This is a genomic window from Sulfitobacter sp. KMM 9851 (assembly GCF_057178245.1).
This window is the reverse complement of record NZ_CM169991.1, coordinates 2,787,018-2,813,557: the sequence shown is the minus strand read 5'-3', so window position 1 is coordinate 2,813,557 and position 26,540 is coordinate 2,787,018. Positions and strand designations below refer to the sequence as shown.

26 protein-coding genes and 1 riboswitch are annotated in these 26,540 nt (G+C 61.1%); of the genes, 15 read left to right on the top strand and 11 right to left on the bottom strand.

All coding sequences use genetic code 11. The annotated features are described in order from the left end of the window. The first annotated feature begins 1 nt into the window (after position 1). The 6 genes from AC1965_RS13900 to metK all read left to right on the top strand — a co-directional run bounded on the left by AC1965_RS13900 (position 2) and on the right by metK (position 5,750). Entirely contained in the window at positions 2–322 is a 321-nt protein-coding gene (locus AC1965_RS13900; protein ID WP_483887051.1) for a hypothetical protein, read from the top strand. 129 nt (positions 323–451) lie between these two features. Continuing rightward, complete coding sequence (locus tag AC1965_RS13895) at positions 452–1,459, top strand: PhoH family protein (protein WP_483884446.1); 1,008 nt, start codon at positions 452–454, stop codon at positions 1,457–1,459. A gap of 72 nt (positions 1,460–1,531) precedes the next feature. Continuing rightward, positions 1,532–2,056 (top strand): rRNA maturation RNase YbeY, encoded by a 525-nt coding sequence (gene ybeY / locus AC1965_RS13890; protein ID WP_483884445.1) that lies wholly within the window; start codon positions 1,532–1,534, stop codon positions 2,054–2,056. Between the two features lie 15 nt (positions 2,057–2,071). Next, the gene (locus AC1965_RS13885; RefSeq protein WP_483884444.1) at positions 2,072–2,971 is read left to right on the top strand and encodes a hemolysin family protein; all 900 of its coding nucleotides are present in this window, start codon (positions 2,072–2,074) and stop codon (positions 2,969–2,971) included. After that, positions 2,968–4,482: an apolipoprotein N-acyltransferase gene (lnt, locus tag AC1965_RS13880; RefSeq protein WP_483884443.1), complete on the top strand. Its 1,515-nt coding sequence runs from the start codon at positions 2,968–2,970 to the stop codon at positions 4,480–4,482. The genes AC1965_RS13885 and lnt overlap by 4 nt, the downstream gene beginning before the upstream one ends. Positions 4,483–4,513: 31 nt before the next feature. Next, positions 4,514–4,564: riboswitch (SAM-SAH riboswitch) on the top strand. Between the two features lie 4 nt (positions 4,565–4,568). After that, the gene (gene metK, locus AC1965_RS13875; RefSeq protein WP_483884442.1) at positions 4,569–5,750 is read left to right on the top strand and encodes a methionine adenosyltransferase; all 1,182 of its coding nucleotides are present in this window, start codon (positions 4,569–4,571) and stop codon (positions 5,748–5,750) included. A 357-nt stretch (positions 5,751–6,107) separates the two neighbouring features. Here the strand turns inward: metK and AC1965_RS13870 are convergent, their stop codons facing one another. Continuing rightward, a complete protein-coding gene (locus AC1965_RS13870; protein WP_483884441.1) occupies positions 6,108–6,971 on the bottom strand; it encodes a response regulator in 864 nt (287 codons plus the stop codon). Positions 6,972–7,109: 138 nt separating this feature from the next. Here AC1965_RS13870 and trmB point away from each other — a divergent pair, with 138 nt between their 5' ends. The 4 genes from trmB to cmk all read left to right on the top strand — a co-directional run bounded on the left by trmB (position 7,110) and on the right by cmk (position 10,582). Further along, the gene (trmB, locus tag AC1965_RS13865; protein ID WP_483884440.1) at positions 7,110–7,811 is read left to right on the top strand and encodes a tRNA (guanine(46)-N(7))-methyltransferase TrmB; all 702 of its coding nucleotides are present in this window, start codon (positions 7,110–7,112) and stop codon (positions 7,809–7,811) included. A gap of 292 nt (positions 7,812–8,103) precedes the next feature. Next, positions 8,104–9,456 carry a 3-phosphoshikimate 1-carboxyvinyltransferase gene (gene aroA, locus AC1965_RS13860; protein ID WP_483884439.1) on the top strand — a complete coding sequence of 451 codons (1,353 nt, stop codon included), beginning with the start codon at positions 8,104–8,106 and terminating at the stop codon, positions 9,454–9,456. Continuing rightward, on the top strand, positions 9,453–9,968 hold the full coding sequence (locus tag AC1965_RS13855; protein WP_483884438.1) for a hypothetical protein: 516 nt from the start codon (positions 9,453–9,455) through the stop codon (positions 9,966–9,968). Before aroA ends, AC1965_RS13855 begins: the two co-directional genes overlap by 4 nt. Next, positions 9,965–10,582: a (d)CMP kinase gene (gene cmk / locus AC1965_RS13850; protein WP_483884437.1), complete on the top strand. Its 618-nt coding sequence runs from the start codon at positions 9,965–9,967 to the stop codon at positions 10,580–10,582. The genes AC1965_RS13855 and cmk overlap by 4 nt, the downstream gene beginning before the upstream one ends. Positions 10,583–10,911: 329 nt before the next feature. On the opposite strand, the gene AC1965_RS13845 is transcribed toward cmk, so the two are convergent. Further along, the gene (locus AC1965_RS13845; RefSeq protein ID WP_483884436.1) at positions 10,912–11,520 is read right to left on the bottom strand and encodes a LysE family translocator; all 609 of its coding nucleotides are present in this window, start codon (positions 11,518–11,520) and stop codon (positions 10,912–10,914) included. 366 nt (positions 11,521–11,886) lie between these two features. Between AC1965_RS13845 and rpsA the strand changes: the two genes are divergently transcribed. The 4 genes from rpsA (at position 11,887) to AC1965_RS13825 (ending at position 15,218) form a co-directional block, all read left to right on the top strand. Further along, positions 11,887–13,554, top strand: a complete 1,668-nt coding sequence (gene rpsA, locus AC1965_RS13840) for a 30S ribosomal protein S1 (protein WP_483887050.1) — start codon at positions 11,887–11,889, stop codon at positions 13,552–13,554. Between the two features lie 372 nt (positions 13,555–13,926). Continuing rightward, entirely contained in the window at positions 13,927–14,211 is a 285-nt protein-coding gene (gene ihfB, locus AC1965_RS13835; RefSeq protein ID WP_483884435.1) for an integration host factor subunit beta, read from the top strand. Continuing rightward, complete coding sequence (locus tag AC1965_RS13830; RefSeq protein WP_483884434.1) at positions 14,211–14,561, top strand: lipopolysaccharide assembly protein LapA domain-containing protein; 351 nt, start codon at positions 14,211–14,213, stop codon at positions 14,559–14,561. The genes ihfB and AC1965_RS13830 overlap by 1 nt, the downstream gene beginning before the upstream one ends. Before the next feature lie 9 nt (positions 14,562–14,570). Beyond that, complete coding sequence (locus AC1965_RS13825; RefSeq protein WP_483884433.1) at positions 14,571–15,218, top strand: phosphoribosylanthranilate isomerase; 648 nt, start codon at positions 14,571–14,573, stop codon at positions 15,216–15,218. Positions 15,219–15,385: 167 nt separating this feature from the next. On the opposite strand, the gene AC1965_RS13820 is transcribed toward AC1965_RS13825, so the two are convergent. The 5 genes from AC1965_RS13820 to AC1965_RS13800 all read right to left on the bottom strand — a co-directional run bounded on the left by AC1965_RS13820 (position 15,386) and on the right by AC1965_RS13800 (position 21,231). Next, positions 15,386–16,825: a phosphomannomutase/phosphoglucomutase gene (locus AC1965_RS13820; RefSeq protein ID WP_483887049.1), complete on the bottom strand. Its 1,440-nt coding sequence runs from the start codon at positions 16,823–16,825 to the stop codon at positions 15,386–15,388. A gap of 82 nt (positions 16,826–16,907) precedes the next feature. After that, complete coding sequence (gene kdsA, locus AC1965_RS13815; protein WP_483884432.1) at positions 16,908–17,741, bottom strand: 3-deoxy-8-phosphooctulonate synthase; 834 nt, start codon at positions 17,739–17,741, stop codon at positions 16,908–16,910. Further along, entirely contained in the window at positions 17,738–19,522 is a 1,785-nt protein-coding gene (locus AC1965_RS13810; RefSeq protein ID WP_483884431.1) for a KpsE/RkpR family capsule polysaccharide export protein, read from the bottom strand. Before AC1965_RS13810 ends, kdsA begins: the two co-directional genes overlap by 4 nt. Next, positions 19,500–20,159: an ABC transporter ATP-binding protein gene (locus AC1965_RS13805; protein WP_483884430.1), complete on the bottom strand. Its 660-nt coding sequence runs from the start codon at positions 20,157–20,159 to the stop codon at positions 19,500–19,502. Before AC1965_RS13805 ends, AC1965_RS13810 begins: the two co-directional genes overlap by 23 nt. Before the next feature lie 250 nt (positions 20,160–20,409). Further along, positions 20,410–21,231, bottom strand: coding sequence for an acyl-homoserine-lactone synthase (locus tag AC1965_RS13800; protein ID WP_483884429.1), 822 nt, complete (start codon positions 21,229–21,231; stop codon positions 20,410–20,412). A 220-nt stretch (positions 21,232–21,451) separates the two neighbouring features. Between AC1965_RS13800 and AC1965_RS13795 the strand changes: the two genes are divergently transcribed. Next, entirely contained in the window at positions 21,452–22,918 is a 1,467-nt protein-coding gene (locus AC1965_RS13795) for a sensor histidine kinase (protein WP_483884428.1), read from the top strand. A 69-nt stretch (positions 22,919–22,987) separates the two neighbouring features. Here the strand turns inward: AC1965_RS13795 and AC1965_RS13790 are convergent, their stop codons facing one another. From AC1965_RS13790 to AC1965_RS13775, 4 genes are all read right to left on the bottom strand, one after another. Beyond that, a complete protein-coding gene (locus AC1965_RS13790) occupies positions 22,988–24,016 on the bottom strand; it encodes a permease (protein WP_483884427.1) in 1,029 nt (342 codons plus the stop codon). Next, a complete protein-coding gene (locus AC1965_RS13785; RefSeq protein WP_483884426.1) occupies positions 24,009–24,350 on the bottom strand; it encodes an ArsR/SmtB family transcription factor in 342 nt (113 codons plus the stop codon). Before AC1965_RS13785 ends, AC1965_RS13790 begins: the two co-directional genes overlap by 8 nt. Positions 24,351–24,551: 201 nt before the next feature. After that, a complete protein-coding gene (locus AC1965_RS13780) occupies positions 24,552–25,472 on the bottom strand; it encodes an EamA family transporter (protein WP_483884425.1) in 921 nt (306 codons plus the stop codon). A 14-nt stretch (positions 25,473–25,486) separates the two neighbouring features. Next, positions 25,487–26,347 carry a fatty acid desaturase gene (locus AC1965_RS13775; protein WP_483884424.1) on the bottom strand — a complete coding sequence of 287 codons (861 nt, stop codon included), beginning with the start codon at positions 26,345–26,347 and terminating at the stop codon, positions 25,487–25,489. Between the last annotated feature and the right edge of the window lie 193 nt (positions 26,348–26,540).

Here is a 26,540-nt window from a genome sequence, read left to right as displayed (position 1 = left end):
GATTAAGACAAAAATTCTCATGGTCACCGCCTGTGCCGTCGGCCTGACGGCCTGTGCCGACTATGAAGCAGGGCTGGGGCGTGGTTATCCGTCTGACAAGACCTACGACCGCGGCTTCGACAAAAAGCACCTCAGCCAGCTTCAGGCCGGGATCTGGGTCGATCCACACGGCTGTGACCACTGGATCATCGACGACGGCGTTGAGGGCTATCTCTCGGCACGGCTCGACAAATACGGCAAGCCGGTTTGCTCGGGCGTGGCGGCCCCCACGCACACGGTTGGCGACTTCAAGGGCGGGTCCACCGTCCCGGACCCGAACTGATCTTGGCGCATCATGCCTGCACATTCGGGCCGGAGCGCGTTGCGCTCCGGCCCTTTTTGTTGGCGCGGGATGGTAATCCGCGTCAGCCTGCCTATCTGAAGTTGACCCTGCACATAAAGGAAACGCGCATTGTCCCCAAGTGATCTGACAACCCAGGAAAAGGCGGCTGAACGGGTCCTCGACTTTCCCGACAACCGCTTGTTGATTGACCTCTGTGGCGCCTATGACGCGCATCTGACCACCATCGAAAAGGCGCTCGAGGTGCAGATTATCCGCCGTGGCAACCATCTTCAGATACTGGGCGAGGAACCGGCAATTGATCAGGCAACAAACCTGCTGAACACGCTTTATGCCCGCCTCGAAGGGGGGCGTTCGGTTGAACCGGGCGACATCGACGGCATGATGCGCATGGGCAATTCCGGCGCCGGTACCGGCGTGCGCGATGGCGACCAGTTGGAAATGCCGATCGCGGGCGGCATCGAAATCCAGACCCGCAAGAAACGCGTGGAGCCCCGCACCGAAGCACAAAAAGCCTATGTGCAATCGCTGTTCGACAATGAAATGGCCTTTGGTATTGGTCCGGCAGGCACCGGCAAGACCTACCTCGCCGTCGCCGTGGGCGTGTCGATGTTCATCGGCGGCCACGTTGACCGCATCATCCTGTCGCGCCCCGCTGTCGAGGCGGGCGAGAAATTAGGCTATCTGCCCGGCGACATGAAGGACAAGGTCGATCCCTACATGCAGCCGCTCTACGACGCGCTGAACGACTTTCTGCCAGGTAAACAACTTGCTAAACTGCTCGAGGAAAAACGTATCGAAATCGCGCCACTCGCCTTTATGCGCGGGCGCACGCTTTCCAATGCCTTTGTGGTGCTGGACGAGGCCCAAAACGCCACGTCGATGCAGATGAAGATGTTTCTCACCCGGCTCGGCAAGGGGTCGCGCATGGTGATCACCGGCGACCGCACTCAGATCGACTTGCCGCGCGGCACCCAGTCGGGGCTTGCCGATGCTGAACGGCTGTTAAAGACGATCCCCAGCATCAGCTTCAATTACTTCACCTCCAAGGACGTGGTGCGCCACCCGCTTGTCGCGGCCATCATCGAAGCATATGAGGCAGATTCCGGTGCTGCCTGACGTCTTCCTTCGTGGCTTCGCTTTGCCAGGGCAACCTTCGGGGGTGTGGGGGCTGGTCCCCGCGCAGACCTGATGCAAGAGTTTGATATCGTTATAGAAGACCCACGCTGGCAACAGATCGGCCTTGAGGCGCTGGCGCAGGACGCGGCGCAGGCCACCCTGCGCCACCTCGGGCTTGACCCTGATCAGGCCGAGGCGACGCTGCTGGCCTGCGACGACAGCCGGATTGCCACGCTCAACGCCGATTTCCGCGGCAAAGCGACCCCGACAAATGTGCTGAGTTGGCCCGCCGAAGAACGCGGCGCGGCCGATCCCGGCGATGATCCGCTGCCTGTGGTGCCGGGCATTGACGGCATGCTTGAACTGGGCGACATCGCGCTGGCCTATGACACCTGCGCAGCCGAGGCGCAGGCGGCGGATCGACCAATAACAGCGCATGTGACACATCTGATTGTTCACGGGCTGTTACATTTGCTGGGCTATGATCACGAACGTGACCCGGACGCCACGCTGATGGAACGGATCGAAGTCGAAATACTTGGCAAAATGGGTCATGATGACCCATATAGTGATAGCGGGCCCCTCGGGCCGATTTAAAACAGACAGGACCCAATGGGCGATACAGACGGATCATCTGACGCGGCGCAGGGCGCGCTGACAGATGAAGATTTAGGCCAACTCGACGAAGGCGCGTCGCGCACGGGTGGTTTTTTCTCACGGGTGATCGAGGCGCTTAGCCCCTCGGACACCGACGATGCCACCCCACTGCCGACATCCAGCGCCGATCGGCCTGGTACGCACGGCATGATCAATCTGCGCCGCATGCGGGTTGACGATGTGGCCATCCCAAAGGCGGATATCACCGCCGTTCCGGTCAGCATTTCGCTGGACGAACTTGTGCAGGTATTCAAGGACAGCGGCATGACCCGCCTGCCGGTCTATGACGGCACGCTTGATACGCCCGTTGGCATGGCCCACCTCAAGGATCTGGCGCTGAACCACGGCTTCAACGGCAAGACCACCAACTTTGATCTGCGCGCCATGCTGCGCCCGCTGGTTTTTGTGCCGCCGTCGATGACAATCGGTGTGCTGCTGACCAAGATGCAGGCCGAACGGCGCCACATGGCGCTGGTGATCGACGAATACGGCGGCGTTGACGGGCTTGTGACCATCGAAGACCTGATCGAACAGGTCATTGGCGAAATCGAAGACGAACATGACGTCGACGAAGGCAAATACTGGACCGTGGAAAAACCCGGCACCTATCTGGCCCTCGCCAAGACCCCGCTAGAGGATTTCGAGGCCGAGATCGGTCATTCCCTCACCGACCACGACACCGTGGACGAAGAGGAAATCGACACCCTTGGTGGCCTCGTCTTTATGCTGTCGGGCCGCGTGCCCGCGCGCGGCGAAGTGGTGCTGCACCCCGATGGCCCGGAATTTGAGGTCATTGACGCCGATCCGCGCCGGATCAAGCGGCTGCGCGTGCGCACCCATGGGGCTGGCGGATGATCAAAGACCTGTCGGCGCGGGGTCGGTCCTTGCGGGCTCCGTTCGTGCTGGCGGTTCTGGCCGGTGGCATCGCAGGTCTGGGGCAGGCCCCCTATGATCTGCCTCTCGTTCTGTTTGCCGCGCTGGTTGCTGCCTTTTGGCTGTTCGCGCGCCACGGGACATCCACCTGGCACGCAGCGGTTCTCGGCTGGGGCCTAGGTCTTGGCTATTTCATGCACACGCTGCACTGGATCGTCTCGCCTTTCATGGTCGACGTGGCGCGCCATGGCTGGATGGCGCCCTTTGCGCTGGTGCTGTTGGCGGCTGGCATGGCGCTGTTTTGGGGGCTGGCCTTTGGCCTCGGTCGGTGGATGTCGCCCCGGCGCATCTGGGCGCTGATCCCCGCCTGGGCCGCGGTGGAATTGCTGCGCGCCTATATCTTTACCGGGTTTCCCTGGGGCATGCCGTCGCAGGCGCTGGTGGGCGTCATGGCCGGGCAGGGTCTGGCTTGGGTTGGCCCCTATGCGCTGAACCTTTGGTTATTTGCCGCCGCCGCTGTGCTGGTATTGCGCGGCCCCACCGCGTTCCGGGTGGCCCAGGCGGGTTTCGTGCTGATCATGGCGGCGCTTCTAATCCTGCCGCCCCGCGCCGCGCCCGCGCCACTCAGCGATCAAGTGGTCCGGTTGGTTCAGCCCAACGCCGCACAGCGCGACAAATGGAATCCCGACACTTTTGAATTCTTCTTCAAGCGCCAGCTTGATTTCACCGCAGCCCCTCCGACGGACGGCACCGGCGTGCCCGATCTGGTGATCTGGTCCGAAACCGCGATCCCCTGGGCGCTGGACCTGGCGGGCAGCGCGCTGGCAGAGATCGGGGTCGCGGCAAACGGCGCCCCCGTGGCACTGGGCTTGCAGCGTCGCGCCAACATGCGCTATTACAATTCACTGGTGGTGCTGGACGCGACCGGGGCGGTGGATCAACTATACGACAAACACCATCTGGTGCCTTTTGGCGAGTATATGCCCATGGGCGATCTGCTGGCACGCTTTGGCATCCACGGTCTGGCGGCACAGTCGGGCAATGGCTATTCCTCCGGGCCGGGTGCGCGGCTACTGGATTTTGGTCCGCTGGGGGCCGGGCTGCCGCTGATCTGTTACGAGGCCGTGTTTGCCCATGACGTGAACGCCGCCCAGAGCCGTCCCGCCTTTTTGATGCAGATCACCAATGACGCCTGGTTCGGCAAGGGCGCCGGGCCACAGCAGCATCTGGCGCAGGCGCGGATGCGGGCGATTGAACAGGGGCTGCCGCTGGCGCGCGCCGCCAATACCGGCGTTTCGGCGATGATCGACCCGCAGGGGCGCGTGCTGGCTGCGCTGCCCCTCAACACCGCCGGTTTTGTTGACACCCGCCTGCCACTGCCCGCCGCCGCCACGCTTTACAGCCGCAGTGGCGATCTGCCCCTTGCGGTGGTGCTGGGGGCCTTGCTGCTGGGGGCAGTGGCGCGTCGCCGCCACCGCCGAGATGATGATTGACCATTGTCCGGCGCATGGCTAAGCCCTTCTAAGCGCACCACAACGGCTTCCTGACGTGGCGCATTATTTTTTCATTGGAGCACGATATGTCCCGCCAAAACTATATTTTCACTTCGGAATCCGTTTCCGAGGGCCACCCGGATAAGGTCTGCGACCGGATTTCGGATGCTGTCCTCGACGCGTTTATTAGCGAGGAGCCCGAAGCGCGGGTCGCCGCAGAAACATTTGCCACCACCAACCGCGTCGTGATCGGCGGCGAAGTCGGGCTGAGCGACAAGGCCAAGCTGAGCCAGTACATGGACAAGATCGAGGACATCGCCCGCGCCTGTATCAAAGACATCGGCTATGAGCAGGAAAAATTTCACCACGCGACCTGCGAAATCACCAACCTGCTGCACGAACAATCCGCCCATATTGCCCAGGGCGTCGATGCGGCGGGGGAAAAGGACGAAGGCGCCGGCGATCAGGGGATCATGTTCGGCTTTGCCACAGACGAGACGCCGGAATTGATGCCCGCCCCGATCCACTATGCCCATGCGATCCTGCGCCGCCTGGCAGAGGTCCGCAAAGACGGCACTGAACCGACCCTGCGCCCGGATGCGAAAAGCCAGCTTTCCGTGCGCTACGAAGGCGGCAAACCCGTGGGAGTAGCCTCCATCGTGCTGTCGACCCAGCATGCCGACGAAAGCCAGACCAGCGCCGATATCCGCGACATCGTGGAACCTTATATCCGCGAAGTCCTGCCCGAAGGCTGGATCGATGCCGACACCAAATGGCACGTGAACCCCACGGGCATCTTTGTGATCGGCGGGCCGGATGGTGACGCGGGCCTGACCGGGCGCAAGATCATTGTGGACACCTATGGTGGTGCCGCCCCGCACGGCGGCGGCGCGTTCTCGGGCAAGGACCCGACCAAGGTTGACCGCTCTGCCGCCTACGTGGCGCGCTATCTGGCGAAAAACGTAGTGGCCGCCGGGCTCGCGAACAAATGCACGATCCAACTGTCCTATGCCATCGGGGTCAGCGAACCGCTGTCGATCTACTGCGACACCCACGGCACCGGTGACGTGCGCGATGCGGCCATTGAAAAGGCCATTCGCAACATCATCAGCCTGACACCGCGCGGCATCCGGGAACATTTGCAACTGAACAAACCGATCTACGCGCGCACGGCGGCCTACGGCCACTTTGGTCGTGCCCCTGATGCCGATGGCGGCTTCAGCTGGGAAAAGACCGATCTGGTCGATCAGCTCAAGGCCGCGCTGTGATCTGAACCGCTGGGGTGGGCCACGCGCCCATCCCAAACCTGCGCCCGGTTGCGGCAGTGCCGAATTTGCCCGACCGCTCACCCGGCCTTTCTTTCTTTTTGGTTGTAAATATTCCCGGGGGTCTGGGGGCTGGCCCCCAGCTGTCAAATGTCTGGGGGCTGGCCCCCAGATGTCTAATGTCCGGGGGGCTGGCCCCCGGTGTTCTATTGTAAGGGGGCTGGCGCCCAGTAACGTTGCGTCTGAGGCTGGCCCCATTAACATCGCCGTCCGGGCGCTGACCGTCAGCTATTCAAGACATCTGCAACGGGCATCTGCGTGACAGGGGCGTTCAGCTACAATGCCGGAGCGGCCTGCGGCCTACCCGCGCGGACCAAACAAAGTCGGGCGCTTGGTCGCACTCTTTTTCAAACTCCGGGGGGTGGGGGCAGGTTCGTGGGCGGCGGGTGCCATTTGCGGTGACTGTGCCGATCCACGGCGCGGTGCGATGTCCAGCGCATCTGCCACCGTTGTCTGGGCAAAGGTTTCCTGCGCCAGATCGCTACCGCGATAGCTGCCCAGATCATCCAGAAACTCCCACAGGCGCATACAGGATCGTTCGATTCTTCCGACCTGATCGGCCAGTTCTTCGGAATCTTTCGGCTCATGTTCGCGCATGTCGCGCATCTGACGTAACATGCGGCTGACCACAGGTTTGATCTCTTGCGCACATTCCTTGGAAAATTGCTGCAACACCTTTTCCATCTGCTGGCGTTTCTGATCCTGCGTTTCCATACCGATCTGCAGGGTCGATTTCTGCAAGGCGTTGATGGCAGAGCGGCAGAGTGCGGCGGGTGACAATTCGTCCTTGGTGATAAAGTCGCTACAGCCGTTCTTGAGCGCCTGGATCGCCACAGCGTTTTGTTCCGAGCCGGTGATCATGATGACAGCGGCATGGCCATTGCTGGCATGGCTGCGGATCATCTCAAGCGCCTGCAACCCGTTGCCATCGGGCATGTTGTAATCCAGCAGGATCAGGTCGAATTTGTCGCTATTAAGGCTGCGGGTCATGGCCGCCAGGCTTTCTGCTTCGGCAATATGGGTCTCAAACTCAAGGTCGCCGCAGAGCCGCCGCAGGCGCATGCGGTCAAAGCGCTGATCATCGACGATCAGAATTGATGCAAAATCCGGCTGGTTGACCGCGCCGCCCGGGCCGGTAGGTGGTACTATCGTTGCTGCGTTCACCGTCGGCTCCCTCTCAGGCTGGGTCGGGATGGTTTTAGCGGCGGGGAAACTAATATTGCGTTAATGGCGGTAGACTCTGCTGCCAACGGACGATCTCAGCCGTTGCGGTGGCGGCGCGGTGCGGCTACATGACCCGCCATGACACAGCCCAAACGCCCCCGCCGGAATTTCTATGGTCGCCTCAAGGGAAAGACCCTGAAACAATCCCAACGCACCTATCTTGAGGAAGACCTGACGCCCCTGTCGCCCGGTCCCGTCGATTGGGACGAAAACCCCGATCGCACGCCGCTGGATCTGCCTGCGCTTTTCGGTGGCAGGCCTGTCTGGCTGGAAATCGGTTTTGGCGGGGGGGAACATCTGGTGCACCAGGCCGGTCAGAACCCCGATGTCGGCATCATCGGCTGCGAGCCTTATATCAACGGCGTTGCGATGCTTTTGGGCAAGATCAGGCGCGCGGGCGTAGACAATCTGGCAATCCATCCCGGTGACGTGCGCGATATATTCGACGTGCTGCCCGAGGCCAGTATCGACCGTGCTTTCCTGCTGTATCCTGACCCCTGGCCCAAGACGCGCCACCATCGGCGGCGTTTTGTGACGCCTGAGCATCTGGCCCCCCTGGCGCGGGTGTTGAAGCCCGGTGCGATCTTTCGGGTGGCGACGGACATCGAAGATTATGTGCGTCAGACGCTGGAGCAGGTGCCGCGCCACGGGTTCGAATGGCTTGCCGAAGGGCCGCAGGACTGGCGCAAGCCGTGGGACGATTGGCTGTCGACGCGGTATGAGCAAAAGGCCCTGCGCGAGGGACGTGTGCCGCATTATCTGACATTTAAGAAGGTCTGAGCGCGCTGGCCTTGAGGGCGGCGTCTTTGTTCCGGGCGGGTTGCGCCGGGTGTGCGTCTGCCGCGTCGTTCTCAAATCTGCGACATTATACCGGGGGGGCTGTCTGCCCCCCAGACCCGAAACCTACACCGGGGGGCTGTCTGCCCCCCCCCCAGACCCGAAACCTACACCGGGGGGGCTGTCTGCCCCCCAGACCCCCCGAGGAATATGAGAACCAAAAAGAGAGGGGCGGTGGTGATGGACGCTGCCCGCGAGCTGCGATACTGACTGTCTGAGCAGATCAGAGGTAATTATGTCCAGTCACGGCACCCCCATCCCCATGTCATCGCGCGCCTGCGGGCCGCTTGTCGGCACCGCCGAAGTGCCGGGGGATAAATCCATTTCGCACCGCAGTTTGATTCTGGGGGCGATGGCAGTGGGCGAGACAACGATCAAGGGCTTGCTCGAAGGACAGGATGTGCTGGACACCGCGCGCGCCATGCGCGCCTTTGGCGCCGAGGTCGTGGACCATGGGGGCGGCTCCTATTCAGTGCACGGTGTGGGGGTCGGCGGCTTTGCCGAGCCGGAGAATGTGATTGACTGCGGCAATTCCGGCACCGGGGTGCGGTTGATCATGGGGGCGATGGCGACCTCACCGATCTGTGCGACTTTTACGGGGGATGCCAGTTTGAACGGGCGGCCCATGGCGCGGGTGACGGACCCGCTGGCGCTGTTTGGATGTCAGACTGTCGGGCGCAAGGGGGGGCGGTTGCCGATGACGCTGGTTGGCGCGGCAGACCCGGTGCCGGTACGCTATGTGGTTCCGGTGCCGTCGGCGCAGGTAAAATCGGCGGTGCTGCTGGCGGGGCTGAACGCACCGGGCAAGACTGTGGTGATCGAAGCCGAGGCGACCCGCGACCATACTGAGCGGATGCTGGCGGGGTTCGGGGCCGAGATCACGGTGGAAGATACCGATGAGGGGCGTGTCATCACGCTGACCGGCCAGCCCGAACTGCGTCCACAGCATATCGAGGTGCCGCGCGACCCGTCTTCGGCGGCTTTTCCGGTCTGTGCGGCGCTGATTGTGCCGGGGTCGGATGTGCTGGTGCCGGGGATCGGGCTGAACCCCACACGCGCCGGGTTGTTCACCACGCTGCGCGAGATGGGCGCGGACCTGACTTATGAAAACGAGCGGGTCGAGGGCGGGGAGCCTGTGGCCGATCTGCGGGCGCGGTTTTCGCCTGACCTGAAGGGCATCGAAGTACCGCCCGCGCGCGCGGCGAGCATGATCGACGAATATCCGGTGCTGTCGGTGGTAGCATCCTATGCCAGCGGCCAGACCGTGATGCGCGGCGTCAAGGAATTGCGCGTCAAGGAAAGCGACCGCATTGATGCGATGGCCACGGGTCTGCGCGCCAATGGCATTGAGGTCGAGGATGGCCCCGACTGGTGGACGGTCACCGGCAAGGGCCACGGCAATGTGCCGGGCGGCGCCGTCTGCAAAAGCCATCTGGACCACCGGATCGCGATGTCATTTCTCATCCTCGGCATGGCGTCGAATGCGCCGGTGCGGGTGGATGACGGCGGGCCGATTGCCACGTCCTTTCCGATTTTCGAGCCACTGATGACGGCCCTTGGCGCGCAGGTGACGCGCGACGGGGCGTGACCGGCGCGGTGCGTCTGCTGTGGGCCGGTGGTCTGGCGGCGCTGCTGTGTTTTGTGGCACTTGCGGTGATGTCGAAGTTCTGGCTTGAGCCTGACGGCCTCATCGTATTTGACAGCCGATTGCGCGGCTATGATCCGGCGGCGGCGCGGGCCTATCTGGCGGCGTTGAGCGCGGAACAGCGGGCGCTGTACCTTGGGGCGTTTCGCGTGTTGGATACGGTGTTTCCCATCGTATTGGCCGGGACACTGGCCGGGGTGATCTGGCGGGGCGCGGGCGTGCGGCTTGCGATGGTGCGGGTGCTGGCGCTTTTGGTGCCGGGCGTCTATCTGGTGCTGGACCTGACGGAAAACGCGCTTGTGGCCGTGATCTTGCGAGGGCAGGCGACAGATGCAACGATTGTGCTGGCCAGCGCGTTGACACAAGGAAAATGGCTGGTCCTTGCCGTGGCGTTGCTGCTGGCGGTCTGGGCCATGCGTCGCGGCGCAGATACGCAGCAGGGGAGAATGGCGTGACGACAAGCGGATTTACAGTGGCGATTGATGGGCCCGCGGCCTCGGGCAAGGGGACGATTTCCAAGGCCGTGGCGGCGCATTTCGGTTTTGCGCATCTGGATACCGGGCTGCTCTACCGCGCCGTGGCGGCAAAGACCTTGTTGGGGATCGACCCGACGGAAGCGGCGCAGAACCTTGTGCCCCGCGATCTGGAGGCCGACGCCCTGCGCACGCCCGAGGTGGCGCAGGAGGCCAGCAAAGTGGCGGTGATCGCCGCCGTGCGCGCGGCATTGGTGCGGTTTCAGCGCAGCTTTGCCACCCGCGCGGGCGGGGCTGTGTTGGATGGGCGCGACATCGGCACGGTGATCTGCCCCGATGCACCAGTCAAACTGTTCGTAACGGCAAGCCCGGAGGTCCGTGCGCAGCGCCGCTTTGCCGAACTGGTGGGCAAGGGCATGGATGTTACGTTTGAGGGGGTTCTGGCCGATGTTAAAGCGCGCGACCAGCGCGACATGAACCGCGATCAGGCCCCGTTGCGGCCTGCCGAGGACGCGGTGCAGATCGACACCACCGAGATGGCGATTGCCGACGCGGTTGCGGCCGCTGTGGCCCTGATCGAGGCCAAGCGGGTCTGATAACTGTGTCATGCTGGCGCTTGGGCCAATCTGATCGGTGGAAAAAGGCGGCGCCGCCCAGTTTTGGGCTGCGGTCTGTTGTTTTCCCTGACAGGAATGCCCTGCCGATGCGCGGTATCGGGAAGCCCGGTGTTGCGAGCCTTGAGACCACAGTGTCCGCAAGCGTCACCTTGCGGGATTGGTTAACCGGGGATGGGTATAGCGCGCATGGGTTAATCACTACTGATGGCAGCGTGCGTTGCGCCCGGGATCGGGGGGCGCAACTGGGGGGGGGCAGCCCCCCCCCAGACCCCCCAGGAGGTATTTATAACCCGAAAAAGGAGGGCGGGTTAATCCGTCAACGCTAACCTTGCGCCCAACAGGCCGAAGCTGCCGGCAAAGCAGCGTCGGATCAGGCGCATGACCGCAGGGCGGTGGATCACGTAATCGCGCATGAAGGCGGCGCAGGCCCCGTAAAGAACGAAGACAGCGAATGTCATCGCCATGAACACCGCCGCCAGCAGGACCAGTTGCCCTGTGGCATGGCCACTGCCGGGGGTGATGAACTGGGGCAGGAAGGCGAAGAAGAACAAAGACAGTTTCGGGTTCAACACATTCAACAACAGCCCACGCAAGGCGATCGGCCCCAATGACTGGTCTTGGGGGGCGTTCGAGACCTGCATCACGCTGTCATCGCGCAGGATTTTCCAAGCCATATAAAGCAGATAGGCGACGCCAAGATATTTCAGTACCAGAAACGCCAGCGCCGAGGTGTGCAGCACGGCGGCAAGCCCGACAATGCTGGCCGATGCGGCGGGCAAGATGCCCAGCGTGCAACCAAATGCCGCTGCGATGCTGGCCCAGAACCCCCGCCCGAGGCCTACGGCGAGTGTATAGATGACCCCCGTGCCCGGCAGCAGGACAACAACCAGTGCAGTCAGCAGAAATTCCAGCGACATAGATCAGACTCCGTTGTTATCGAAAGTGTGGCACATCGGCTTTTGCGTCGCAATTCGCAGCAGCGCGCGGGTTTGGTGCGCGGATGAACATATCTTTGCCGAAAGATGTCAGGAAGGTCCTTGGCCCTTGCGAGAGCGCGTGAATTGCCCTATACGCGCCCTTGTCTAAGGGGCGGATACAAGCTTCGGGCGCGATATCTCAGGCAGGGTCGGTTTCAACCGGCCCTATTTTCTTTGCGTCCCGGCCCACCACGTGACTTATGCGTGGCCCACCACGACGACCAAATGCAATCCCAGACCGGCGGAGACAACCGCGCGGCCAGAAACAACGCCATAAAGGAAACGATAAACTACATGACCAAAGCAATGGACGAATTCGAAGCCCTTTTGAACGAAAGCTTCGAAATGGACACGCCCGAAGAGGGCACAGTTGTCAAAGGCAAGGTGATCGCAATCGAAGCGGGCCAAGCCATCATCGACGTCGGCTACAAGATGGAAGGCCGCGTTGAGCTTAAAGAATTTGCTGATCCCGGCGAAGCACCCAAAATCGAAGTTGGCGACGAAGTCGAAGTATTCCTTCGTCAGGTCGAAAACGCGCGCGGCGAAGCGGTTATCTCTCGTGAGATGGCGCGCCGTGAAGAAGCTTGGGACCGTCTGGAAAAAGCCTATGCCGCAGAAGAGCGTGTCGAAGGCGCGATCTTTGGCCGTGTCAAAGGTGGCTTTACTGTCGATCTGGGCGGCGCGGTTGCGTTCCTTCCCGGTTCGCAGGTTGACGTGCGCCCCGTGCGCGATGCCGGCCCATTGATGGGTCTCAAGCAGCCGTTCCAGGTTCTGAAAATGGACCGTCGCCGGGGCAACATCGTTGTATCGCGTCGCGCGATCCTCGAAGAATCCCGTGCCGAACAGCGTGCCGAAGTCATTGGCAACCTGACCGAAGGTCAGACCGTCGATGGTGTGGTCAAGAACATCACCGAATACGGTGCGTTTGTTGATCTGGGCGGCGTTGACGGCTTGTTGCACGTCACCGACATGGCATGGCGCCGTGTGAATCACCCGTCCGAGATCCTCGCCATTGGCGAGACGATCAAGGTGCAGGTCATCAAGATCAACAAAGAGACACACCGCATCAGCCTTGGCATGAAGCAGTTGCAAGAAGACCCATGGGATCTGGTTCAGGCCAAGTACCCGCTGGAATCCTCGCACACTGGCCGCGTGACCAACATCACCGACTACGGCGCATTTGTTGAGCTGGAGCCAGGTGTTGAAGGTCTGGTTCACGTCTCCGAGATGTCTTGGACCAAGAAGAACGTACACCCCGGCAAGATCGTTTCGACCTCTCAGGAAGTCGAAGTTATGGTGCTGGAAATCGACGGTGCCAAGCGCCGCGTGTCGCTGGGTCTGAAACAGACCATGCGCAACCCATGGGAAGTGTTTGCAGAAACACACCCCGAGGGCACCGAAGTCGAAGGCGAAGTCAAGAACATCACCGAATTCGGTCTGTTTGTTGGCCTGCCAGGCGACATCGACGGCATGGTTCACCTGTCCGACCTGTCATGGGACGAGCGCGGCGAAGACGCGATCCAGAACTACCGCAAGGGCGACATGGTCGGCGCGGTTGTCTCTGAGGTTGACGTTGAGAAAGAGCGTATCTCCCTGTCGATCAAAGGTGTTGGCGGCGACAAGTTTGCCGAAGCCGTTGGCGGCGTGAAGCGCGGTTCGATCGTGACTGTGACAGTGACGTCCATCGAAGAAGGTGGCGTTGAGGTCGAATACGAAGGCATGAAATCTTTCATCCGTCGTTCCGATCTGTCGCGTGACCGTGCCGAACAGCGCCCTGAGCGTTTCTCGGTTGGTGACAAGGTTGATGTGCGCATCACCAACGTCGATGCCAAGGCACACCGTCTGGGCGTGTCGATCAAGGCGCGTGAGATTGCAGAAGAGAAAGAGGCGGTACAGCAGTACGGTTCCTCCGACTCCGGCGCATCGCTTGGCGATATCCTTGGTGCGGCGCTGAAAGGCGACGAAGACAAGTAAGCGCTGTTGCGTTGAAATCCGAAAGGCCCCGCATGGCAACATGCGGGGCCTTTTGCGTTCGCCGGGGCGGTGTCGCGCAAGATGCTGAGGCAAATTTCTGGGCAGGTGTGCCTGATCCCGGTGCGGTCTGAAAACCGCACCAACCGGCCCGAGGCGGCGCCGCGAATCGGCCTGCCGGGGTGTCGACATTGGTGCCGGGGACTGAGGCCAGATTGGGCCGCAATGAGGCGTTGGCGGAAAAAAGCCGAAAAAACAGGACGTTCGTGCGAAAAAATCAAAAACGGATGTGATGCAATCACTTCCCGAGTGGTTTCTTTTTTCCTATAGTTGGGTGCGAAACCAACAAAAAAAAATCCCGGGGGGGACCGCGATATGATCCGTTCAGAGTTGATCCAAAAGATCGCCGACGACAATCCGCATCTGTATCAACGCGATGTTGAGCGGATCGTGAACACGATCTTTGACGAGATCACCGGCGCGATGGCGCAGGGCGACCGGGTGGAGCTACGCGGCTTTGGCGCGTTTTCGGTGAAAAAACGCGACGCCCGCGTGGGCCGGAACCCACGCACGGGTGAAACCGTTAATGTCGAAGAAAAACACGTGCCCTTCTTTAAAACCGGCAAATTGTTGCGGGACCGTCTGAACGGGAAAAGTTAATGCGTTACGTTCGTTATCTCTGCATCGCCATCTTTGCGCTGGCGCTGATCTCTATCGCCTTGGCAAACCGGGCGTTTGTATCGTTGCAGATGCTGCCGACCGAGGTGTCGGGCTGGTTTGCGGTGAACCCCAACATCGAGTTGCCCCTGTTTATCGTGATCCTGGGTAGCATCATTGTGGGGCTTTTGGTCGGTTTTGTCTGGGAGTGGATCCGCGAGTATGGTGAGCGGGCCGAGAAGGCACGTTTGGCGCGCGAGACACGGCGGCTGGAACGCGAAGTGGCGCGGCTGAAGGGTGAAAAGCACGAGGGCAAAGATGAGGTTCTGGCGCTTTTGGACGAAGCCAGCTAAGCCTGCGTAATGCCCGAGAATGTGAACGTTAAAATCTGCGGACTGACCGACCCGGCGGATGTGCCTGCGGCGCTTATCGCAGGCGCGCGCACGCTGGGCTTTGTGTTTTTTGAAAGGTCGCCGCGGCATCTGTCGCTGGAGGCGGCGGCGCATATGACCCAAGCCGTGCCCGATGGCATCTGCAAGGTGGCGCTGACGGTCAATGCCGATGATGCGGCACTGGATGCACTGTTGGCGGCGGTGCCGTTTCTGGACATGTTGCAACTGCACGGGAGCGAGACCCCGGCGCGGGTGGCCGAGGTCAAGGCGCGCTATGGCCTGCCCGTGATGAAGGCGGTGGGGGTCGCGGACGCTGGTGATCTGGCGGCGCTGAATGACTATGTGACGGTGGCGGATCAGCTCTTGATCGACGCCAAGCCGCCGAAAGACGCGGTGCTACCGGGGGGCAATGGGCTGGCCTTTGACTGGCGCCTGATTGCCGGGCGGCGCTGGCCGCGGCCCTGGATGCTGGCAGGTGGCCTGACGGCAGGCAACGTGGCTGAGGCGATTGCGCTGACGGGCGCGCGGCAAGTCGATGTATCATCCGGGGTGGAAAGCGCGCCGGGGGTCAAGAATGCGGAGCTGATCCGGGACTTCTGCACAGCGGCGCTGGGGTAGGGGCCTGGGCTGCGGGCTTTGCCCGCCCGACCAAGCGACACCTGGGGGGCCAGCCCCCCAGACTAAGCGAAACTTGGGGGGGCAGCCCCCCAGACCAAGGATACCCTGGGGGGCCAGCCCCCCAGACCCCCGGGGAATATTAAGACCAAAAAGAAAGCAGGATCGGATCAGATGGTCTGGTCGTAGTCGCCAACGCCGGGTTCGGTGCGGATGACCGCGTCGATGTCGGCGAAGATGGCGCGCATTTCGGTCTCAGATTCCGGGCTTTCGCAGACCACCACCAGATTGGGCGTGTTGGAAGAGGCGCGTACAAGGCCCCAGCCGCCGTTGTCGAGCATCACACGGGCACCGTTGACGGTGATCACTTCCTTGATTGCCCGGCCGCCGATCAGGTCGCCAGCGTCGGCCTTGGCCACCAGTTTGAGCACCAGACGGTCGAGGATGTCGTATTTTTCAGTGTCCGAAGCGTAGGGCGACATGGTGGGCGTTGCCCAAGTCTGGGGCAGGGCGCGGCGCAGGTCGGCCATGCTCTTGTCTGGGTTGCGGTCCATCAGTTTGCAGATTTCTACCGCGACGCGCATGCCGCAGTCGTAGCCGCGTCCGATGGGTTCGGCGAGGAAGTAGTGGCCGGATTTCTCGAACCCTGCGAGCGCGCCCAATTCCTTGACCCGGCGCTTCATGTGGCTGTGACCGGTTTTCCAGTAGTCGGCCTTGGCCCCGTGTTTTTGCAATTCTGGGTCGGACGCGAAGAGGCCAGTGGATTTCACATCCGCCACGAAGGTGCTGCCGGGGTAGAGGCGGGCAAAGTCGCGGGCCATGATGACGCCCATCTTGTCGGCAAAAATCTCTTCGCCTTCGTTGTCGACCACGCCGCAGCGGTCGCCGTCGCCGTCAAAACCAAGGGCAAAGTCAGCCCCCGAGCCCGTGACTGATGCCGCCATGTCGTGCAGCATTTCCATCGCTTCGGGGTTCGGGTTGTAATGCGGGAAGGTGTAATCGAGCCTGTTGTGGCTATCGACCACCTCGACGCCCAAACGGCGAAAAAGCTCGGGCGCGAAGGCAGAGGCGGTGCCGTTGCCGGTGGCGCAGACAACCTTGAGCTGGCGGGTCATCTTGAAGTCACCCACCAGATCATCGAGGTAAGCCTCGCGCACGCCGTCGACAAATTCATAAGCGCCGCCGGGGCGCTGCTGGCCGCGGCCTTCAAGCACAATATCGCGCAGTTCGCTCATTTCATCGGGGCCGTGGGTCAGTGGGCGCTCGAACCCCATTTTGACGCCGGTCCAGCCGTTTGGGTTATGCGAGGCAGTGACCATAGCGACCGCAGGGGCATTGAGGTGGAACTGGGCGAAATAGGCCATGGGGGACAGGGCGGGGCCGATGTCCTTGACGGTGATCCCGGCCTGCATCAGCCCCAGCATCAGCGCATTTTTGATCGAAAGCGAATAGTCACGGTAATCGTTGGCAACCGCGATGACAGGTTCGATGCCGCGCGCATGCATCTGGGTACCAAGGCCGAGGCCAAGCGCGGTGATGCCGGGCAGGTTGATATCGTCGGGGTATTTCCAGCGGGCGTCATATTCGCGGAAACCCGTGGGGGTGATCATGGGATCACGCAAAAATTCCCATGTGTTTTGGGTCACGGTGGTGGCCGGTTTTTTCACGTCAAATACTCGCAGTTTGCAAAAGTCAGAAGGTCAGGGGATGGGTCTTGGCCAGGGCATCGAACTGCATCAGCAGTTTGATCAGTCCGGGCATCTGATCGAGGTAGATCATATTGGGGCCATCGCTGGGCGCGCGGTCGGGGTCGTCATGGGTTTCCATAAAGATCGCAGCCACCCCGATGGCGGCGGCGGCGCGGGCCATGACGGGGGCAAATTCGCGTTGTCCGCCGGACGATCCGCCCTTGCCGCCGGGCTGGGCGACAGAATGGGTCGCGTCCATCACGACAGGATATCCGGTCTGCGCCATCTGCGGTAGGCTGCGCATGTCGGCGACCAGCGTGTTGTAGCCAAAGGTGGTGCCGCGTTCGGTCAGCAGGATGTTGCGGTTGCCGGTGCTTTCGATCTTGTCGACGATATTCTGCATTTCCCAAGGCGCGAGGAACTGACCCTTTTTGACGTTGACCGCGCGGCCGGTTTCACCTGCGGCAAGCAGCATGTCGGTCTGGCGGCACAGAAAGGCCGGAATTTGCAGCACGTCAGCGGCTTCGGCGGCGATGGCGCATTGGGCTTCGGTGTGGACGTCGGTCAGCACCGGCACGCCATTTGCACGGCCAACAGATTGCAGCGCCTTAAGGCCTGCGTCGATCCCCATGCCGCGTTTGCCCGACAGGGAGGTGCGGTTGGCCTTATCATAACTTGCCTTGAAAATGTACTGCGCGCCAGCGGCCTCGCAGGCCTCTTTCAGCACGCCGGCGATCATCTGCGCGTGGTCTTCGCTTTCCAATTGGCAGGGGCCTGCGATGACGGTCAGCGGACGGTCCTGGCCAATGATCACATTGCCGACGGTTACGTGTGTCATGAGGTTACCTGTTCCCTGAGAATGGATGCCGTGAGCGACAACATCAGGTAGATGCCTGCAAAGATCAGGAAAGCCAAGATCGTGTTTTCGAACTTGCGCGGGTAGGTGGCCTCGTCCGGGGCGACGGGATTGACGGCGATGGTAAGGTAGCGCACCTGGCGGCTAGCCTCTGTCCGGGCTTGATCCATTGCGGTTTGCGCCGCTTGCAGCACCATGTCGGCGGCGGCCAGATCGGCCTGGGCGAGCTGTGACGCGATGGCCTGCTGAGCCAGCGAATTTTCGCCGTCATTGGCCGATGTCATACGTTCGCCAAGTTTGGCCAACTGATCACGGAGCCTGCGCACATCGCCCTGCACGCCGTCGACTTTGGCCTTGTTCGGGCGCTGGTTGTCCATAAGCGCGGCCAGTTCCAGTTCCTTTTCGATTAAAAGCGTCTCGTACTGGGTGATCTGGGCCCGGATTGCTGCGATCATCGCCTCGGGGTCGACGTTGTTTTCGACCTGAAGCTTGATCAGTTTTTCTTGCACGTCGCGGCGTTGTTGCAGCGCGGTTTCATAGCCGGTCTTGGCGTCGCGCATCCCGTCTTCGCGTTTGTGCTTGCTCAGGTTGTTCACCCGTTCCTCGGCATAGGTCAGCAGGCGTTGTGAAAACTGCTCCGAGACTTCGGGGTCGGCGGCAATCACCTCCATGCGGATCACGCCTTCGGTCGGGTCATAGCCGATTTTTACGTTCTTCTTGTACGACTTGTACGCCTCTTCGTCGCTGGGGTTTTCCGCCAGACGCTGGATCGGGTCGATGCTGTCATCGGAAAAATGCGTTTTGAAACCAGCGTCTTCGGTCAGGCGCAGCATGGCGTCCTTGGATTGCAGGTAGGCCTGGGTCGCGATGCTATCGGCGCTGTTGGCAAATTGGGTGGGCAGCAAGCCGCCAAAGGGGCTGGCACCGCCGCCACCCTCGTTCTGGATGATCAGGAATTGGCTGGTGGTGGCATACATTGGTGTGGCGATTTTGTAGAAATAATAGCCCGCAAAGAACGTCGGCAGCATCACAAAGAACGCCAGCCGCACCATGAGCATGACGCCCTTGCGGCGGCGGCGGCGCGAAATATCACGCTGGATGTCAGAGATCTCACGCTGGCGGCGTTCGGCCGGGCTTGCTTCGGTTGAGGGCAAGTTGCGGCCCTTGGGTGGCAGGGTCTGCGGCAGTTGCACACGGTCCGTACCTGCGCCGCCGCGTTGTGCGGGCAGACCGGCCAGCGCATCACCCGCGCCACCTTCGTGTTGTTCGCCCCCCGCCTGCGGCACAACCAGTTCCAGCATGTTGGAGCGTTGGAAGGGGTCGATGCCCTTTTCGCGCAGCAGGCGCACGGCGTCAAAATCCGATGTCGGCGCGAGCTGATGCTTTTGCGCGACGCGGCGCGCCATGCGCAGTTGCCGGCCTGTCAGCCCTTCGCGGCGGATCGCATCCATGTCCAGTTCGCCCGACACTTCGCTGGCCGATGATACCTCGCCTGCGCGGCTCGGCTCAGCCGGAGCGGAGGTCGGAGCGGAGGCCGTTTCAGGTTTTACCACAGGTTTCGGCGTGCTGGACGGCGCGGTTCTGGTGCTGGAGGCGCTGCTGGCGGCAGCCATAAGATTGGCGGTTGCGGAGGCAGGCGCGCGCGTGGGCATATCATCCTCGTCGTGCAGCGCGGCACTGGACGCGGCAGCACTCCCGCCGGACGGCAGGCTGGGGGCGGCACGGCGGATGCGGAATTTTCTAGCCTTGGGTTTCGTAGTCATACAGCTGTTTCGCTTCTTCCAAGGTATCGAACATATGCAATTTGCCCCCCAACAGGACGGCGGCGGAACGGGCAAATTTTTCCAGCGTCTGTGCCTGGTGCGAGACGATGATGATCGTGGTGGTGCGCAGACGTTCCTGAAGGATGTCGCCTGCCTTGCGGTTGAATTCGACGTCGGTGGTGCCGGGCATCCCTTCATCAATCAGATAGATGTCGAAATCCAGTGCCAGCATCAGCGCAAAGGAAAAACGCGCGCGCATCCCTGCCGAATAGGTGCCCAGCGGCTGATCGAAATATTCGCCCAGACCGCAAAGCCAGCGGCAGAAGCTTTCGACATAGTCGGGGTCGAGCCCATAAAGCCGCGCGATATAGCGGGCGTTTTCCATCGCCGACACCTTGCCGACGACGCCGCCCATAAATCCCAGCGGAAAGGAGATGTTGCAGCTGCGGCGGATCTCGCCTTCGTCGGGTTTTTCAAGGCCTGCCATCATGTTGATCAGGGTCGTCTTGCCGGTGCCATTGGGCGCGAGGATACCCAAGGAATGTCCCAATTCCACGCGAAACGACACCCGGTCAAGGATGACCTTGTGCTGAGTCCCGGTCCAATAGGACTTGGATACATTTTCAAATTCCAGCATTCCCTGCTCCGGTTGGTGCTGATTGCCGCCTCGAGGCGCCCTCTTTGTATCAGAGGTATCTTAACGGTTTATCCACCGACTTTGGCCAGAGTATGTCGTAATATCGAACAAATGTACAATGCCTCCTGCATGTGCAGTGCATCGTGTCGCGCAGATGGCGGGCCAAATGGCGTGCCAGCGGCGGGCGGCGGTGGGTGAGCGGGGCGTTGTGCCGTGAAAACAGCGTGATACCGCACCGAGGTCAGCCGGGTCAGGCCGCCGATGTTGTCTGTAGCAGGCTGGTTTCGTTATTGGCGAGTGTTTCGCCAATATAGCTGACGTTCATCAGCGCGGCCTGGGTTTTGTCGCCGTCGATGTTTTGCACAGGGCCGACGGGCACCGCGCTCATCAGACGCAGACGCGTCATCCAGCGGCTGAAGGTGGCAGGCACGATCCCCAGAACATGTGTGGCACCCATGGCATAGGCAGCGCCGGCCATCTGGTTCATCAAAATGCGCTGAAACGCGATGCGCCGATGCGCAGCCACGGCATCGGACAGAAACAGCCGCGTCGCCTCCCAGATGTCGTCGCGCACGGGGGCTTTGAAAAACAGAACGTCTTGGGGAATGTCAGGCAACAGGCCCAATTGAGCATCGCGCAACATGTAGCTGTACTGCGCACAGACCGATGTAGTTGGCATCAGGCGTACGCCGCCCATAACCTCGCCGTATTCATGCAGCACGATCCAGCGGGCGCGGGGCGTGTCGTATTGATCAAATTCCATGTCATCGACCTGCGGCAGATCCCAGCCTTTGTTCTCGATAAAGACCGACCGCCGGGCGCGCAGGAAATTGACGAACAACTCACCATGCTGGTGCATGTTCATGGTCGACAGTGTGGTGGCGCGCAGGTACGGGTTCTGTCGGGCCAGTGTTTGTGGGCTAAACGGGTCTTGTGCCGGGTCCGTGGAAGGGGCCGACCGGGTCAACAAGCGTTTATCTTTCGATTCCAGCGCTTTCGCATCCTGCGGTGTCAACTCGGGCAGGATATCTTGCCAAAACTTTCCGCTGAAATTCCCACCGTGCAAACTCATTCAGTCGCCGCCTCTGTGCAGAATTGTTACTATAATACAACGTAACCTCTAGTTGCATAAAAAAGCCATAGTTCTGACTAAGTTCAATGTAATGATGGGAGAATTGCTGCGCACACCTATACTTTGGTGCCATACTGCAACAGTTTTTGAACGAGTATCGCCTTAATCTGAACATTTAGGCACTTTAGATACATAAGAAACGAACAGAAACGAGAGCGCAATGACGCAAACCGATCCCATTTATGGCCCAACACAGGTGTGGCCACAGGCAGACCATGTCGTCGTCCGCCAAATGCGAGACTATTCGATAGTCGGCGTTAATCTGTTCTGGCAGCGTCAGATGATTTTCGCCGCAGCGATTTGTCTGGCGGCGTTTTACTACGATATTTGGCTGTCGATCTCGACGTTGATCCTGATCGCTCTTTCGGAAATCTATGACTACATTCTGTTCCTGCGCATCACGAAATGGCGCGGCCGCAGCCCGCGTTTGGCGCGGTTGTTTATGCAGCGGATTTACATCGGCACCGTACTTAGTGCAGGTGTCATTAGCTATTTTGCCTTGGGCATTGCCTTGCAGCAGGGGGCGACCACGCATTTTATGCCGCTGTTCTTCTTGTTTGCGGCGGCGCTGTTCGCATCGATGAACAATCACCACATCCTGCCTGTGCTGATGCTGCGTCTGGCGATCTACGGCATTACCTTTCTGTTTATCCCGACCTGGGACATCATCCGCACCGGAGCGACACTGGAATCAGAGCTGTGGACGCAGTTGTTCACGGTGGTCTTCGTGCTGTATTTCATCGTCGACTGTTCGCGCATCTTTCTGAAGATGTACCGCACCAATGCACAGCAGCTTGAAGATCTGCGGGTCGAGCACGAGAAAACCAAGATTGCCTTTAAGGCCAAGACCGAATTTGTCTCGACCATCAGCCACGAGCTGCGCACGCCGATGACCTCGATCAAGGGGTCGCTGGATATGGTCTGCGCCGGGGTGCTGGGGGAGATGTCGCCACAGATGGAAAAGGTGCTGAAGATCGCGCAGCGCAACTCGACGCGGCTGACCTCGATCATCAACGAAATTCTCGACCTTCAGAAGTTCGAGGCAGGCAAGGTCAACTTTGATCTTGAACCGCTGGGCGTGAAGACGATGATCGAAGATGCCATCGACCTCAATCAATCTTTTGCGGTCAATCTTAAGGTGTCGCTGAGCTATGAAAATCCATCCGACGACGCCGATGTTGTGACCGATGAGAAACGCGTGCAGCAGGTGATGTCTAACCTGCTATCGAACGCGGCCAAGTTTTCGCACGCCGGAGGGCGCGTGTTCGTCACCTCTGAAAAACGCGGTGACGTGGTGCGGATCTCTGTCGTGGATGAGGGTATTGGCCTGTCGGAGTCCGAGCGCGAAAAGGTGTTCGACGAGTTTTCGCAGATCGATTCCTCGGATCAGCGCGTGGTGGGCGGCACCGGGCTTGGTATGAACATCTCAAAGCGCATCATCGAAGCCCTTGGTGGGAAAATCGATTATTTCAAAAATCCGGGCGCCGGGACCACGTTCTATATTGAGTTGCCGCTCAAGGATGCCGAGGCCAGCATGGAACCCGGACGGGCGCAGAAAAGCCTGGGCAAGCGGCAGGCGGTACACGTCGAGAGTGACGACAAAACCCCCAAGGCGAACGCAGCCTGAGGTGAGGCCGCCGGGGTTGGGGTTGGGTCGCCGCCGTCCGGGTCTAAGTGATCAGGGTGGCGTTTCCGGTTATGCCACCGCTTGCCAGATCATCCCCGCCAGAATGGCCCCGATCACTGCAAAGGTAAGGTAGGCGGCAAAGACACGCGGCTTGACCAGCGCCCAGACTGCAATCGCGGCGGGGATACAGCTGACCCCGCCCGCGATGACAAAGGACATTGCGGCACCTTGGGTCATTCCCTGCGTCAGCAGCGCGTCCACCAGCGGCACGGCGGCATAGCCATTCAGATAGGCCGGTGCGCCGACCAAGGCGCCCAGGATGATCGGCATCACACCATCACCGCCCAACACACCGGCGATCCAGTCGGCGGGAACGTAGGTGAGCATCAAGGCTTCGACGACATAGGCCAGGGTCAGCCATTTCACCAGGAACAGCGCATTGGTGCGGGCCGTATCGGCAAAACTCGCGCGGCGGTCGGCGTGTTGCCAGAATTTCCACACCGGCTGGCCTGAGAAGGGTTTTTTCGTAGAACAGCAGCTGCCGGTCTGCGGCTGCGCACGCAGCGGGTCATTAAAGATCGGGGTGTTGGCCAACAGCATCACGCCAAACCCGCCAAATAGACCCAAGCCTACGGCGGCAAATGTCTTGGCCAGCGCAAAGTCAAACCCCAGCGTTCCGGTGGTGATGGCAAACATCGCCGGGTCCATCAGCGGCGAGGCCAGCCAGAACGCCATAACCGCTCCCAGTGGCGCGCCGACAGCGAGCAGGGCGGCGATAAACGGGATGACCTCGCAGCTGCAAAATGGTGACAGCCCACCCAGCAGGGCGGCCATCACGATCATCCGCGCGGGATTGCCCTCGAACGCGCGGGCCAGCAATGTCTCGGCCCCGCTGGCCTTGAGGTAGGCGACGGCGAGCACGGCAAAGGCAATGAAGGGTGCGGTGCCTGCCAATGCGCGCGCGGTGAAGCTGACGGTGGGCCAGAACGCGCCCGGATCGAGCAGGGCGAGGATCAGCAGCAGGGCGGCGGTAAAGGCCCATGCGGTTCTGAAGGGGCCAAAGCGTGGGGCGGGGTGGGAATGGGTTGTATCAGCCATGGTTATGCGCCTCGCAGGTGTCTGCTGCGTCCGCGCAGCATTCGGTCAAAAGGAATGTCGCAAGCGCGCGCACCTCTTCGTAGGCGACGGCGGCGCAGATGGTGCTGCGGCCTTGGCGCGTTTGCTGCACCAGCCCGGAGGCGGCCAGAAGTTTCAAATGGTGGGTCAGGGTGGAACCCGTCACGCCGGTCCGGTCGCCCAGAGCGCCGATGCTCAGCCCGTCCGGCCCCGCGCGGACCAGGGTGCGCAGCACCAGCAAGCGCTGTTCGGAGCCCAGTGCAGCAAAGCTGCTGGCGGCAAGGGTGAGGGCGGGGGGGGGTGATTCTTGTTTCATATTTCTAGAAATATAGAAATGATTGAGCGGCGCAAGTATTATTTCGACGATTTTCGAAATGTCTATGACCGGGGCCAGCCCCCCAAGCCAACACTCTTATTGGGGGGCCAGCCCCCAGACCACGACTCCTAATGGGGGGCCAGCCCCCCAAACCCCCCGGGAATATTTAGGACCAAAAAGAGAGGAGGTGGCGGCGGAGTGTCAGGCCACCAGCACCAGCATCAGGATCGACGCGGCAAGAACTGCCATCCCTGCCCATTCGCGGCGGCTTATTTTTTCGTGAAAAAACAGCGTTGTGGCGGCGACACTGAGGATCAGCTCAACCTGACCCACCGCTTTTACATAGGCGGCGTTTTGCAGGGTGAAGGCGATGAACCAGCACAATGAGCCGCCCATCGACGTCAGCCCGATCCAGACCGCGACGCGGCGCGCCGACCAGACGGCGCGCATCTGTCCCGGTTCGCGCAGGCGCAGCCAGGCGGCCATGATCAGCGTTTGCATCATCACCACGGCGGCCAAGGTGACCGTAGCGCGCAGGATCGGGTCGTCCTCGACGACGGCCAGCGACGCGCCGCGATAGCACACAGCAGAAATGGCAAAGAGAAATCCCGACGCGATGCCGAGCCCGGCGGCGCGGTTGTTCAGGTCGCGCAAGCGAAAGCCCTTGGCTTCGGCCCCACCTGAGAGCAGCAGCAACCCGACCACGCCAAGGGCGATGGCGGCAAAGCCCAGTGGGGCCACGCCTTCGCCCAGCACGATCCAGCCCATCAGCACGGTCTGGATAACTTCGGTCTTTTTGAAGGTGATGCCGACGGCAAAGTTGCGTTGTTTGAACAGCATAACAACGCAGACCGTCGCCATGATCTGTGCGGTGCCGCCAACAACCCCATAAAGCCAGAAACCCGGCCCCAACGTGGGCAGTGCACGGCCCGTGGTGCCCAGGTACGCAGCGAGCAGCAGCAGGATGAACGGCGCGGAGTAGAGGAACCGCGAAAACGTCGCCCCGGCGGCGGTAAGGGTCGCCGTTGCCAGATGTTTTTGCAGCATGAAGCGCCCGGTTTGGAACACGGCGGCAGCGACAGAGACGATGATCCACAGATCAGGCATATAGGGGCTGTTCATACCCGTCTATTGGCTCAATTCCCGTGGCTTTGCCAGAGCGGATGTGCCACCGGATCTTTGCTGCGGGTCAGAAATTGCCGGAATATTTGCCCGTAGGACCGATAGACATAGCCGTGGTTGCGCCGCAGATAGCGCGCGCGGTGGGCACGGTAGAGCGCGGGCAGGCGGTACCATGACACGCCGGGGTGCATGTGGTGCACCACATGCAGGTTGTTGTTGAGAAAAAGAAACGCCAGCAGCCCCCGGTCTTCGATGATGACACTGCGGCCAGAGGCACGGCTATGAGCCTGATGTTCAAGAAAGGTGCGGATTTTCAGCACCGACAGCGCGCCGTAACAGGCCAGCAGATAGAGCGGCAGGGGCAAGGGCGACAGCACAACCAACCACAGGGTCAACGCCACGCCCGGCAGATGCGCCAGCCAGTCGCGGGCCACTTGGCAATCGCCGCGCCTTATCGCGGCCAGATCGCTGCGCAGGAAACAGGCGGTGCCAATCGCTGGCCCCAGCACGATCCGCCCCAGCAGCGTGTTGTTGAGGCGCAAAAGCACCTGAACCGGGTGCGGCAACCCCGCCCAGACCGCCGGGTCAAGGTAGTTGGTTTCCGGGTCGTCGTAGGGATCGGTCAGGCGGGCATCATTGTGATGCGCCAAATGCAATGTCTTGAACCGCAGATAGGGCACAAACAGCCCCGGCTGAAACAGCCCCAGCAGGGTCGATGCACGGTCATTTCGAAACGGATGCCCGTGCAGCAACTCATGGCTTAGCGAGGAATGCAGGGTCAGCGCCAGCACCAGCAGCGGCAATGAAAGCCATAGCCAACCGAGAGGCAGGCACAGCGCGCTGCCCCAAATGCCAAGACAGCCACCAAATAGCATCAGCGTGGGCCAATCCCAGTGTCGGGCGGCGGGGGGCAAACGTCCAACAAGGGACCCGCGGGCAGACGGCTGGAAAAAACGCAGTGGATTTGCGGGCATAACGGCTTTCATTAAGGTGAGTAACGCATCTGTGATAGCGCGCCGCTGTCCCCCCGGCCATTCTGATAACGGTTAACAACGCCTACAAACTGTG